The sequence below is a fragment of the Sphingomonas sp. GC_Shp_5 genome, assembly GCF_026540855.1.
Lineage (GTDB): Bacteria > Pseudomonadota > Alphaproteobacteria > Sphingomonadales > Sphingomonadaceae > Sphingomonas.
In genome coordinates, this window is the sequence record NZ_JALNUP010000045.1 from 1 (window position 1) to 12,480 (window position 12,480).

Annotated in this window: 15 protein-coding genes; 10 read left to right on the forward strand and 5 right to left on the reverse strand. The window is 66.0% G+C overall.

The features are described 5' to 3' along the window. The first annotated feature begins 22 nt into the window (after positions 1-22). From OXR60_RS19265 to OXR60_RS19285, 5 genes are all read left to right on the forward strand, one after another. Positions 23-481 (forward strand): pyridoxamine 5'-phosphate oxidase family protein, encoded by a 459-nt coding sequence (locus OXR60_RS19265; RefSeq protein WP_267397675.1) that lies wholly within the window; start codon positions 23-25, stop codon positions 479-481. 134 nt (positions 482-615) lie between these two features. Next, positions 616-1,971: a M48 family metalloprotease gene (locus tag OXR60_RS19270; RefSeq protein WP_267397652.1), complete on the forward strand. Its 1,356-nt coding sequence runs from the start codon at positions 616-618 to the stop codon at positions 1,969-1,971. A gap of 68 nt (positions 1,972-2,039) precedes the next feature. After that, on the forward strand, positions 2,040-2,693 hold the full coding sequence (locus OXR60_RS19275) for a DsbA family protein (protein WP_267397677.1): 654 nt from the start codon (positions 2,040-2,042) through the stop codon (positions 2,691-2,693). Positions 2,694-3,095: 402 nt separating this feature from the next. After that, positions 3,096-3,875, forward strand: a complete 780-nt coding sequence (locus OXR60_RS19280; protein WP_267397654.1) for an SDR family oxidoreductase — start codon at positions 3,096-3,098, stop codon at positions 3,873-3,875. Between the two features lie 178 nt (positions 3,876-4,053). After that, positions 4,054-4,515, forward strand: coding sequence for a hypothetical protein (locus tag OXR60_RS19285; RefSeq protein ID WP_267397655.1), 462 nt, complete (start codon positions 4,054-4,056; stop codon positions 4,513-4,515). A gap of 117 nt (positions 4,516-4,632) precedes the next feature. Here the strand turns inward: OXR60_RS19285 and OXR60_RS19290 are convergent, their stop codons facing one another. Further along, on the reverse strand, positions 4,633-5,262 hold the full coding sequence (locus OXR60_RS19290; protein ID WP_267397657.1) for a hypothetical protein: 630 nt from the start codon (positions 5,260-5,262) through the stop codon (positions 4,633-4,635). Between the two features lie 31 nt (positions 5,263-5,293). Here OXR60_RS19290 and OXR60_RS19295 point away from each other — a divergent pair, with 31 nt between their 5' ends. The 5 genes from OXR60_RS19295 (at position 5,294) to OXR60_RS19315 (ending at position 9,026) form a co-directional block, all read left to right on the forward strand. Further along, entirely contained in the window at positions 5,294-5,788 is a 495-nt protein-coding gene (locus tag OXR60_RS19295; protein ID WP_267397660.1) for a hypothetical protein, read from the forward strand. A 146-nt stretch (positions 5,789-5,934) separates the two neighbouring features. Further along, the gene (locus OXR60_RS19300; RefSeq protein ID WP_267397662.1) at positions 5,935-6,687 is read left to right on the forward strand and encodes an EF-hand domain-containing protein; all 753 of its coding nucleotides are present in this window, start codon (positions 5,935-5,937) and stop codon (positions 6,685-6,687) included. 100 nt (positions 6,688-6,787) lie between these two features. Continuing rightward, positions 6,788-7,222, forward strand: a complete 435-nt coding sequence (locus tag OXR60_RS19305) for a hypothetical protein (RefSeq protein WP_267397663.1) — start codon at positions 6,788-6,790, stop codon at positions 7,220-7,222. A gap of 60 nt (positions 7,223-7,282) precedes the next feature. Further along, positions 7,283-8,212, forward strand: coding sequence for an ABC transporter ATP-binding protein (locus OXR60_RS19310; protein ID WP_267397665.1), 930 nt, complete (start codon positions 7,283-7,285; stop codon positions 8,210-8,212). A gap of 52 nt (positions 8,213-8,264) precedes the next feature. Beyond that, positions 8,265-9,026 (forward strand): ABC transporter permease, encoded by a 762-nt coding sequence (locus tag OXR60_RS19315; RefSeq protein WP_267397667.1) that lies wholly within the window; start codon positions 8,265-8,267, stop codon positions 9,024-9,026. On the opposite strand, the gene OXR60_RS19320 is transcribed toward OXR60_RS19315, so the two are convergent. The 4 genes from OXR60_RS19320 to OXR60_RS19335 form a co-directional block, all read right to left on the reverse strand. Then, positions 9,023-9,730: a type II CAAX endopeptidase family protein gene (locus tag OXR60_RS19320; protein WP_267397669.1), complete on the reverse strand. Its 708-nt coding sequence runs from the start codon at positions 9,728-9,730 to the stop codon at positions 9,023-9,025. The genes OXR60_RS19315 and OXR60_RS19320 overlap by 4 nt on opposite strands. A gap of 13 nt (positions 9,731-9,743) precedes the next feature. After that, on the reverse strand, positions 9,744-10,709 hold the full coding sequence (gene glpX, locus OXR60_RS19325) for a class II fructose-bisphosphatase (protein WP_267397671.1): 966 nt from the start codon (positions 10,707-10,709) through the stop codon (positions 9,744-9,746). 62 nt (positions 10,710-10,771) lie between these two features. Further along, positions 10,772-11,599, reverse strand: coding sequence for a 2,3,4,5-tetrahydropyridine-2,6-dicarboxylate N-succinyltransferase (dapD, locus tag OXR60_RS19330; RefSeq protein WP_267397673.1), 828 nt, complete (start codon positions 11,597-11,599; stop codon positions 10,772-10,774). Continuing rightward, the gene (locus OXR60_RS19335; protein ID WP_267397674.1) at positions 11,596-12,261 is read right to left on the reverse strand and encodes a pyrimidine 5'-nucleotidase; all 666 of its coding nucleotides are present in this window, start codon (positions 12,259-12,261) and stop codon (positions 11,596-11,598) included. The genes dapD and OXR60_RS19335 overlap by 4 nt, the downstream gene beginning before the upstream one ends. Between the last annotated feature and the right edge of the window lie 219 nt (positions 12,262-12,480).

The following is a 12,480-nucleotide window of genomic DNA, read 5'->3' on the forward strand; positions in this document are numbered from 1 at the left end:
CGATCACGACACGCCCCAGGAAATCGCCACCAAGTTCCTCGGCAAGCTCAAGGACAGCCCGTTCGTGATGATCGGCCTGACCGGCAGCCACCAGCACAGCGAACCGATGACCGCGCAGGTCGACGACGACCTGCCCAACACACTGTTCTTCTTCGCCGGCCAGGACAATCGCCTCGCCGCCGGGGGCGAGGCGATGGCGCAGTTCGTCGGCAAGGGGCATGATTTCTTCGCCTGCCTGTCCGGCATCGTCACGCCCGACAATGACCGCACCCAGATCGACAAGCTGTGGAACAACCATGTCGAGGCCTGGTTTCCGGCAGGCAAGGACGATCCCAACCTCACGCTGCTGCGCTTCGACATCGACAGCGCCGAGCTGTGGGAAACCGACATTTCGGTGAGCGGCCGCGTCAAGATGCTGTTCGGCGGCACCATTCGCGCCGATGAATCGAGCAGCCACGCCGTGGTCGACTCGGTCGGCTGAGCGCCAACGCTCCATCCGTCATCACCGCCAATCCGTCATCCCAGCGCAAGCAGGGATGACGGTTCGGTTCTTCACCCACCATTCAGCCCCCGCGCCGCATTGCGCCCGTCCCCCGACTGGACGATACCACCCGCATGAAGCGTTTCCTCGCCGCCGCGACCGCCTCGATCCTGCTCCTGGCGCAACCCGCCGCCGCCCAGTCGATCCTGCGCGATGCCGAGACCGAGGCGATGTTCGCCGACATGTCGGCGCCATTGTTCAAGGCCGCGGGCCTCTCCCCGCGCGACGCCAAGGTCGTCCTCATCAACGATGATTCGATCAACGCCTTCGTCGCCGGCGGCCAGATCGTCTACGTCCACTCGGGCCTGCTCCAGGCCGCCGACAACGCCAACCAGGTCCAGGGCGTGATCGCGCACGAGATCGGCCATATCGCCGATGGCCATGTCGTGCTCGCCGATGCCGGGATCAGACCCGCGCTCGGCATCACCATCCTCTCCATGGTGCTCGGCATCGCGGCAATGGCGGCGGGCAGCGGCGATGCTGGCGCCGGGATTATGGCCGCCGGCCAGCAGGCGGGGATGAGCAAGTATCTCGCCTTCAGCCGCACCCAGGAATCGAGCGCCGACGCCGCCGGCGCCCGCTTCCTCAACAGCGCCGGGATCAGCGGCAAGGGCATGCTCACCTTCTTCAAGAAGCTGCAGCAGGAGGAATATCGCTACGGCGTCGAGAACATCGATCCGTTCATGCAGACCCACCCGCTGTCGGGCGAGCGGATCGCGCATCTCTCGGCCGATCTCCAGGCGTCGCCCGCGTTCAACAAGGCGCCCGATGCCGCGCTCGAGGAGCGCTTCCGCCGGGTCAAGGCCAAGCTCGAGGGCTATGTCCAGCCCGCGGCGCGCACGCTCAAGGATTTCCCGGATACCGACAATTCGGTCTACGCCCATTATGCCCGCGCCTATGCCTATCACAAGGCCGGCTACCCCGACAAAGCCGATGCCGAGGCCGCCGCGCTGATCAAGGCGCGGCCCGACGATCCCTATTTCCAGGAGATCCAGGGCCAGATTCTGCTCGAGGCCGGCAAGCCCGCCGAGGCGATCGCACCGCTGCGCGCCGCCACCGAAGGCTCGAACAACAATTCGCTGATCGCCACCACCTTCGGCCACGCGCTGATCGCCACCGAGAACAAGGTCAATTATGCCGAGGCGTTGCGCGTGCTCAAGCTCGCCGTCGGCCGTGACGACGACAATCCGTTCGCCTGGTACCAGCTCGGCACCGCCTATGAGCTCACCGGCGACACCGCGCGTGCCGCGCTCGCCACCGCCGAACAGGCGAGCATGCGCGGCGACCTGCGCACCGCCGCGCAGAGCGCCGCCTACGCCCTCGGCAACATCCCGCAGAACACGCCGGACTGGATCCGCGCCCAGGACATCGCGATGGCCGCGCAGAACGACATGGACGACAATCCCAAGAAGTATAAGAAGCGCCGGTGATCCGAACCTCCTCGCGCTACACCCTGCCGCTGGTCGCGTTGCTGGGCGCCGTTATCGGCGCCGGGGCGATGCTCGGCGTCGATCGCCTCGCCTCGCCGCGCGGGCCCGATCAGGCGCGGATCGAGCGCGTCGTCCACGATTATGTGCTCGCCCATCCCGAGATCATCCCCGAGGCGATGCAGCGGCTGCAGGACAGCGAGAGCGGCAAGACCGTCGCCGCCAACAGCGCCGCGATCACCACCCCGTTCGGCAGCGCCTGGGCCGGCAACGCCAAGGGCGATGTCACCGTGGTCGAATATTACGATTACAATTGCGGCTATTGCCGGGCGTCGTTGCCGATGGTCGCAAGCCTGCTCCAGCGCGATCACAACATCCGCTTGGTCTATCGCGACCTCCCGATCCTGTCCGACGAGAGCCGCGTCGCCGCGCGCGCCAGCCTCGCCGCCGCCGCCCAGGGCAAGTTCCAGGCATTCCACGATGCGCTCTACGCCGCCGGCCCGCTCAGCGACGCGACCATCGCCGCCGCGGCGAGCGGCGCCGGGGTCGACCTCAAGGCCGCCGATACCAAGCGTCTCGACGCCGAGATCGCCCGCAACCTCGATACCGCCGCCAAGCTCGGCATGAGCGGCACGCCAAGCTGGGTGATCGGCAACCGCGTCCTCTCCGGCGCGCTGCCGATCGAGGAACTCGAAAAAGCCATCGCCGCCGCCCGCGCGAGTTGAACGGCCTTTGCCGGGCCAGGGCCGTCTAAGGATCAGCTGAAGGCTGCGACTAACCGACGCCATATGCGCCTCGCCCATGCGTATCATCACGGTCGGCCTGGTCCGAGACCTGCAGCTGCCAGCTACGCGGCCCGACACGCCGCCCTCTTGTCGCCTTCATCAGCATAGTAGCGGTAGTGCCGAGCGACCCGTCGGCTCGTGACAGGGGGCAGCGACAGCCGACGTTCCCCGGTTCGCCACCCTCTTTGAGGGATCTAGTCGGGAGTATTGCGGCCCATCGCTCGATGACGTAGCAATGTCGGGTTCCCCGGAGTGTCCGAAATGATCCAGCGTCACCGCTAAAGCGGCAAGGCCTATAGCAGCGGAGCAGTCCGCCGACGGGACTCTGGTTTCGAGAACATCATGCAACGACTGAACAACAAGACGTGCGTCGTCACCGGCGCTGCGCGTGGCATCGGCCGCGCTATTGCGGCCCGGTTCCACGCCGAAGGTGGCCTGGTCATCGTTACCGACATTGATCACGCGGCGGGAGCGGCCGCCGCCGCTGACATCGGGTGTCGGTTCGAACTGCTCGACGTGCGGAAGGAAGCCGACTGGTCGCGATTGGCCGGCATTGTTCCCGTGGCCGATGTGGTCGTCAACAATGCCGGCGTGACGGGGTTCGAAGCCGGCATGGTGGCCCATGACCCGGAACATGCGAGCCTGGCGGATTGGCACGCGGTGCACCGCGTCAACCTGGACGGAACATTCCTCGGCTGCCGCTATGCGATCGGCGCGATGAAGGCGGCGGGAACAGGATCGATCATCAACATATCCTCACGCTCGGGCTTGGTCGGCATCCCCGCCGCCGCCGCTTATGCCTCGTCCAAGGCGGCGATCCGCAACCATAGCAAGACGGTTGCGCTCTACTGCGCGCAACAGGGCTGGCGGATACGCTGTAACTCGATCCACCCGGCTGCGATCCTCACGTCGATCTGGGAGCCGATGCTGGGCACCGGGCCCGACCGCGACGCCAGGATGCAGGCGCTCGTCGCGGACACGCCGCTAAAGCGATTCGGGCTACCCGACGAAGTGGCGGCCATTGCCGTTACGCTCGCCTCGGACGAGGCGACCTATATCACTGGAACGGAACTGAACATCGACGGCGGCCTGCTCGCTGGCTCTGCCGCTTCACCTGGCTGATGGAACTGGCTGAGAGCTTTGCACGGCGTAAAAAGGTGGGATGCCGGCCAGCGGATTGGTGGCTCGACCCCTTGTTGGCGGACATGCTTCCAACGGCCAGTGGATCGATCCGGCCTGCTTGTCTCTCCTGCAGTAAGAGACGATCGTACGACGATGCGCAGTTGCCAAGGAGAGCAACATGTTCACGTTGATCACGGGCCTTTCCGCTGCCGCTCTCGTCCCAGCCGCAGCAACGTCGTCTGCGGTTTGCGACGTGGGCCGTGTTGCTCTGCGCGATTTACCAAAGTCCGATCGCAACCCTGATTACGATATCTACTACGCCGGTGCAGGCCGCCCCCGCGAGGATCTGCTAGCCACTTGTCCGCAACTCCAAAGCGAGCTTCCGGCAGGCTACCCTTTGGCCGATGATGATGCGCGCAAGCGAGCCAGCGTTGGCGCTCCTATTCCGGGTCACTTCACGAGGCCCGCTTTCATCTATTCGATCCGCATTGCTGTTTTAAGCGTCGACCGCAAAACAGCCACGGTCTTCTTTGATCGCTCATGCACGGGGCTCTGCGGTGGACGATCAGAAGCTCACTATGTTCGAACTTCTAAAGGTTGGAAGCGACAAGGTGTAATCCGGACACTTTACGTTTCCTGATGCCCAACGACCGCTTTGTGGATCAGTGCGCAACCGTGGAAAGGGCGGAAGGTGGACATCAGCGTTATGGCCTGCTTGCCAGAACGATGGTGGCCCTGGACACATCTGGTCCTGCGGTTAAGCGACGATCTGCTGTAGGAATATGCGCAGACGTTGGAGGCAGCCGCGCCTCGATGCCCTGTCAACGATTGTGGACAGGATGCCTCGCATCAAATCGCCAATGAAATACTCGACATGTCGGCGCAACGTCTTTTCGATCAACCAGAAATGTAGAAGCTGCACGACGATGAGGGTTGCGCCCGTTCCCACCAGCATGGGTAGCACGAGACCTTCTTGTCCAGGCTTGAGCGCGACACTCACCGACAAGAAGGTTTGAAAGCCAAGCACGGCTATGGCTACCGTCGGCATCGAAGCCAGCGCAAGACGGCGAGGTGCTGACCAATTCACCTCTCCCGTCAGCCCCATTGCATGGGCAGTCGTTGTTGATTGCGGAAGCGCTTGTTCGCCCGGACAGCCAACACGCATGTTATCGCGACGAAAACTATCGAGACGATGAGCATTACCATCAACCGACTCCTTTGCCGTCAATCGTACCATGCGGCTCGCCGGCAAGCACCAACCGTCACGCGCGATCTTGAGCGCCCGCGCTTCAGCGCTTTCAGCGTGGCCGGTTTCTGGGTCCGCTCTTCGGCCCACGGATGTCGCGATCTGTTGGAGAGCGGACATTGGCAGCGACGTTGCACGCATCTAGGTTAGGCTCGCCCTAACAGGAGGATCTATGCGTAGCGGCTATTGGGTGGTGGCGATTTTCGCGACGGGTTGGGCGAGCGCCGGGCTGCTCGTGACGGGTTATCCGCTGGTCACTGTTCTGCTGCCGGTATTGATCTCTGCTGCCCTGTTGCTCTGGGCGCACACAACGCCGTCGACCAGGACAGAACTCGGCTCTCATACCCGCAGACTGCTCGCACGGTGGAGCTTGCTCGAGGGTCTCGCGATCTTCATCGCGGTCAATCTGCTCCATCGCACGCACCATCCAGACGCGACCTTCTCTGTGGTAGCCGCGATCGTTGGCCTGCATTTCCTGCCATTAGCGCGGCAAATTCCGGTGCATCTCTACTATCTCACGGCAGCCGGCCTCGTGCTGTGCGGAGCTGCTGGAATGCTTCTTCCAACTGGTGAACGGCCACTCGCTGTCGGCTTAAGCGCCGCGGGAGTGCTATGGGCGACGGCCGTTCTGCGCCTGTCAGGAGCACGAAGGTTGGTCACAACCTAATGCTAATGCGGACGATGGCTGCGCGCGCTGCGAATGTCCGCTACTGAGCGTGAGCCGCCACGCCTCCAGTCCGCCATCCTCCGACCTGCCTTGTTGGCGCACCATCGCCGCCGTACCACACCGCCGGACACGGAGCATCGACCGGCATGAGCGCGGATGAGCAGATGACGGCAGCACTGAGCCGGCTCACGGCGAACGAGAAGGAATGCCTGCGCCGGCGCTTGCTGCCGCAGACTGCCAAGGAAATGGCGCTGGATCTCGGCATCTCCCCGCATGCGGTGGAAAAGCGGCTGAAGATGGCGCGCACCAAGCTCGGCGTGTCGTCATCGCTCGCCGCGGCGCGGTTGCTGGCCGCCGCTGACCGGTACCAGCCGCTGGTACCCGAGCCGTCGGACCTGTCGCAAGCCGTCGTCGGGGCGGATGGCGGAACGGCCGCGGCGCCGTTCTCGCAACGCCGGCCGCGCCTCTCCCTCCGCAAAGGATTGACGATGATCGCACTGCTCTGCCTCGCCGCGCTGGTCGCACAGGATGTGCCTGCCGCTGCCGGCACCGCCGCCGCCCCGACGACCGACCATCTTGGCGACATGGCGACGCGCAAGGTCGGCATGGATGAGGCGGCCGCCTTCATCAGGCCGGGGTTTCTTGACAAGGACAAGGATCGCTCCGGCTTTCTCGATGCGCGCGAACTGTCCGCACTCGAACCGCGCAACAGCGACCGAGACCCCAGCCTGCCCGCCGCCCCGCCGCCCGGCGCGCCCGATCCAGCCGCCGCCGCCAAGTGGATGGGCAAGATGGACACCAACCGGGACAATAAGGTCAGCGAGCAGGAATATGTCAGCTACATGATGCCGTGGATCCTGTGGCAGGGCGTTCCCGCGGACTGGCACGCCGCGCCCTGACGCCCCGCGCGTGCGGGGGCGTCGGCGAGCGGCAAGGTGCTGAATTATCCTCAAAAGGGTTCCGTCATGGTTCGTTTACCGTGCCGCGCGACGGTGAACCATGACCTTCCTTACCCGCATCCTCCGCGCCGCAGATATAGCCGAGCCCAGCCATGCCGAGCCCGGCCCCGCCGAGCCGTTCCGGATCGAGGTCGATCCCGTCGCCGGCCTGATCCGCGTCACCCGGCATCCGCTCGCGTCGGTGATCGATCTCGGCCAGCATTTCGCCTTGCTCGAGAGCGAGATCGCCGCGATCCGCCGTGACGGGCTGCCGCTGCGGATGATCGTCGACATTCGCGAGGCGACGGTCGATTCGCCCGCGGTCGCCGCGCAGATCGGCGAGCGCGTCCACGGCTTCGATCGCCCCGGCGACCGCATCGCGCTGGTCGTCCGGGCGAGCCTGCTCCAGCTCCAGGTCCGGCGCGAAACCCCCGCCGATCACCGCATGTTCGACACGATCGCCGCGGCGGAGGCATGGCTTGGCCTCCACGGCTGAGCGCGCCGCCCCTTCCCTCCGCCGCCCCGGCTCCCTAATTGGCGGGGAGAGGGAGCTTCCATGACCGATCCGATCCTCCGCATCGCCGGGGTCGCCAAGACCTACGGCAGCGGCACCCATGCGCTGCATCCCGTCGACCTCGAGATCGCCCGCGGCGAGATCTTCGCGCTGCTCGGCCCCAACGGCGCCGGCAAGACGACGCTGATCAGCATCATCTGCGGTATCGTCACCCCCTCGGCCGGGACGATCACCGTCGACGGGCACGATACGCTGCGCGACTATAAGGCGGCGCGGCGGATGATCGGGCTGGTGCCGCAGGAGCTCTCCGTCGACATGTTCGAGACGGTGCTCGCCACCGTCACCTTCTCGCGCCGGCTGTTCGGCCGCTCCGGGCACAGCGCCTATATCGAGCAGGTGCTGCGCGACCTGTCGCTGTGGGACAAGCGCGACGCCAAGATCATGGAGCTGTCGGGCGGCATGAAGCGCCGGGTGCTGATCGCCAAGGCGCTGGCGCACGAGCCCGAAGTGCTGTTCCTCGACGAGCCCACCGCCGGCGTCGACGTCGCGCTGCGCCGCGACATGTGGAAGCTGGTCCACCGCCTGCGCGCGCGCGGCGTCACGATCATCCTCACCACCCATTATATCGAGGAAGCCGAGGAGATGGCGGACCGGATCGGCGTCATCAACAAGGGCCGCCTGCTGCTCGTCGAGGAAAAGGCCGCGTTGATGAAGAAACTCGGCAAGCGCGCGCTCGATCTCGCGCTAGTCGAGCCGCTCAAGGCGGTGCCGGCGGGGCTCGAGCAATGGCAGCTCAGCCTCGAAAATGATGGCAAGACCCTCCGCTATGTCTTTGATGCAACGGAGGAACATACCGGCATCCCGTCGCTGCTGAGGACCCTCGCCGAGCGCCACATCGCGTTCAAGGACCTCGAGACCTCCAAGTCGAGCCTCGAGGACATCTTCGTCGATCTGGTCGGGGAGCGGGCCTGATGCCGATGATCATATGCGCGATGTTAGCGAAGTTAGGGCGGGGACGAGCGGCATGAACCTTCACGGCATCTGGGCGATCTACCGCTTCGAAATGGCCCGCGCGCTGCGCACCCTGTGGCAGAGCCTGGTCGCGCCGGTGCTCACCACCAGCCTCTATTTCATCGTCTTCGGCGGCGCGATCGGCAGCCGCATGCAGAGCGTCGGCGGGGTCGACTATGGCAGCTTCATCGTGCCCGGGCTGATCATGCTGTCGCTGCTGACGCAGAGCATCGGCAATGCCTCGATCGGCATCTACTTTCCCAAGTTCACCGGCACCATCTTCGAGCTGCTCTCGGCGCCGGTATCGTCGATGGAGATGGTGCTCGGCTATGTCGGCGCCGCGGCGACCAAGTCGGTGGTGCTCGGCCTGATCATCCTCGCTACCGCCAGCCTGTTCGTGCCGCTCCGGATCGAGCACCCGCTCGCGATGATCGCCTTCCTGCTGCTCACCGCGATTGCGTTCAGCTTGTTCGGCTTCATCATCGGCGTCTGGGCCAAGAGCTTCGAGCAGCTCAACTTCGTGCCGATGCTGCTGATCACCCCGCTCACCTTCCTCGGCGGCAGCTTCTACTCGATCGACATGCTGCCCGGCGTGTGGCGCACGGTGAGCCTGTTCAACCCGGTGGTCTATCTGATCTCGGGCTTCCGCTGGAGCTTCTTCGGCCATGGCGACGTCGATGTCGCGATCAGCCTCGCGGTCACCGCCGGCTTCCTCGCCGCCTGCCTCGTCATCATCGCCTGGATCTTCAAGATCGGCTGGCGCCTCAAGAACTAGCGCCGCCGCCGCCAGCGTGCGCTCAGCGCCGGCCTCAGCACCAGCGAGTTGAGGTCGGTGAGCGCATGGACGACGATCGCCAGCCACAGGGCGCCGCTGCCGACGTAGAGCACGCTCATCAGCGCCCCGCCGACCAGCGTCGCCAGCACACCGACCCAGCCCTGATAGCGATGCATCGCCGCGAAGCTGAGCGTGCCGGCCAGGCAGCCGGCGATCGCGGAGCCGGTCACCAGCACCACCAGCAGCGGCAGCAACAACCGGAAGAACAGCTCCTCGACGATCCCGGCGGAGACCGCGAGCACCGCCGCCGGCAACAGGTCGCGGTTTGCGGTCGGCATCACGCTGCTGGCGTCGCCGGCGGTCCACGGCGCCTTGCCGCGCCGCGCCCGCCACCAGGTCAGCCCGATGCCGAGCACGCTGCCGGCCGCGAGACCGATCGCGACCAGCTCGAACCCGATCGATCCGGGCGGCAGGCCGGCGATGTCGCCGAGCGTGTCGAACTCGGGCGGCAGCTGTGTCAGGGCGCCGGTTCGATCCAGCAGCACCAGCCCGGCGAGCGCGGGTACGCCATAGCCCAGCCACAGACCCACCGCCCAGCGCAGGTGCCGGGCCCGGATCGGCAATCGTGGCGGAGCGAACAATCGGCCGCGGTAGAGCAAGGCCGCCAGATAGCCGGCGGCCAGCACCAGCAGCAGCACCGCCATCAGCCGCGCCGGATCAGCCGAGGCGATGCTCGCCCTTCACCCAGCGCACCGTGCCGGACGAGGCGCGCATCACCACGCTCTCGGTGGTCATCTTGCCCTTGCGGCGCTTGACCCCGGCGAGCAGCGAGCCGTCGGTGACCCCGGTCGCTGCGAAGATGCAGTCGCCGATCGCCAACTCGGAGAGATCATATTGCTTGTCGAGGTCGGTGACGCCCCATTTCGCGGCCCGGGCGCGCTCGTCATCGTTGCGGAACAGCAGCCGGCCCTTGAACTGGCCACCGACGCAACGCAGCGCCGCGCAGGCAAGCACGCCTTCCGGCGCACCGCCCGAGCCCATGTAGACGTCGATCGTCGTTTCGGGGTCGGAGGTCGCGATCACCCCGGCGACGTCACCGTCGCCGATCAGCATCACCCCGCAGCCAATGCTGCGCAGCTCGGCGACCAGCGCCTCGTGCCGTGGGCGATCGAGCACACAGGCGATGATCTCGCTCGGCTTGACGCCCTTGGCCTCGGCGATCGCGGTGACATTCTCTGTCGGGGAGCGATCGAGATCGATGATGCCCTCGGGATAGCCCGGGCCGACCGCGATCTTGTCCATGTACACGTCCGGCGCGTTGAGCAGCCCGCCCTTCTCGGCGATCGCCAGCACGGCGAGGCTGTTCGGCCCCGCCTTGGCGGTGATGGTGGTGCCCTCGAGCGGGTCGAGCGCGATGTCGATCGCCGGGCCGTTGCCGGTGCCGACCTTCTCGCCGATGAACAGCATCGGTGCCTCGTCGCGCTCGCCCTCGCCGATCACCACCGTGCCGTCGATGTCGAGGCTGTTGAGCGCCTCGCGCATCGCCTCCACCGCCGCAGCGTCGGCCGCCTTCTCGTCGCCGCGCCCGACCAGCGTCGACGCGGCGATCGCCGCCGCCTCGGTGACGCGGACCATCTCGAGGACGAGGACGCGATCAAGCACCTGGCTGGCGGTGGTGGTCATGGAATCTCCCTTTTCTGCTGCGCCCGGGGATAGGCAGCGAGGATGCCAGTGTCGAGCAGCGATCAGTCGCGCAGCAGCTCGTTGATGCTCGTTTTGGAACGGGTCTGCGCATCGACCCGCTTGACGATCACTGCGCAATAGAGCGCCGGCTTGCCGTCGCCGCCGCCGATCGAGCCGGGCACCACCACGGCGTAAGGCGGCACCTCGCCGCGAAACACCTCGCCGCTGTTGCGGTCGATGATCTTGGTCGAAGCACCGAGGTACACGCCCATCGACAGCACCGCCCCCTCGCCGACGCGCACGCCCTCGGCCACTTCTGAACGCGCACCGATGAACGCGCCGTCGCCGATGATCACCGGATCAGCCTGGAGCGGCTCGAGCACGCCGCCGATGCCCGCACCGCCGGAGAGATGGACGTTCTTGCCGATCTGCGCGCAGCTGCCGACGGTAGCCCAGGCGTCGATCATCGATCCCTCACCGACGTAGGCACCGATGTTGACGAAGCTCGGCAGCAGGATCGCACCGGGCGCGACATAGGCGCCGCGGCGGACGATGCTGCCGGGCACCGCGCGGAAGCCCGCGGCGCGGAAATCGGCCTCGGCCCAGCCGGCGAACTTCGAGGGCACCTTGTCGAACCAGTGGCCGGCACCGGGGCCATTGTCGATCAGCGTGTTGTCGTTGAGGCGGAAGGACAGCAGCACCGCCTTCTTGAGCCACTGATTGACGGTCCAACCGCCCTCGCCGTCAGGCTCGGCGACCCGCGCGGTGCCCGCGTCGAGCAGCGCCAGCGCCTGGTCGACGGCGACGCGATACTCGCCGGTAGTGTTGAAGCCGAGCTCGGTGCGTGCCTCCCAGGCAGCCTCGACGATGGTTGCCAGTTCCTGGCTCATGATGCCTCCGTGATCTGATGAAGCCACGCCGCAAGGTCGTGGATGGTGAAGTCGATGAATTCCCGGTCGGGTTCCGGCCCCTGCTCGGAGCCGTTGTCCACCCACACTGTGGTCATGCCGATCGCCTTGGCCGGCGCGAGGTTGCGCGCCATGTCCTCGACGAACAGGCAGGTGGTGGGATCGAGCCCGAAGGCAGCGCACAGGCTGGCATAAGCGGATGGCTGCGGCTTGGGCTGGAGGTTCATGGCATGGATGTCATGGACCGCCTCGAAGCTTTCGCCGAGACCGAGCCGATCGAGCACCTTCAACGCATAGGGCTTGTCACCGTTGGTGAAGATCAGCTTGCGCCCCGGCAGCCGGGCGATCGCCGCCGCCATCGGGGCATCGTGCTCGAGCACGTCCATCTCGACATCGTGGACGTCGGCAAGGAATTCGTGCGGGTCGACACCGTGATCCGCCATCAGCCCAGTCAGCGTCGTACCGTGGCGGTGAAAATAGTCCTTCTGGACGCGCAGCGCCTCGTCCGCCGGCAGTTGGAGGCGGCGGGCGACATAGGCGGTCATCCGCGCGTCGATCCTGGCGAACAGATTGGCGCGGGCCGGGTACAGGGTGTTGTCGAGATCGAAGATCCAGGTGCGGATCGGGGCGAGGCGCGCAAGCATGGCCGCGGCTCTAGGGGGCGGGCTGCCACCGCACAAGCTGGCCACAGGCCTGGATTAAGCAACTATAAAGAGGCAAACGGTAAAACGCTGCAACAATGGGGTTTTCGGGGAGGTTGAGCGTGAAGGCACGAGCATGGCTGCTGGCATCGGCGGCAGGCGTCGGCACGTTGTGCCTCTCCGCCTGTGGCGGCGGCAGCGGTGGCCTCAACAGCACGCCCG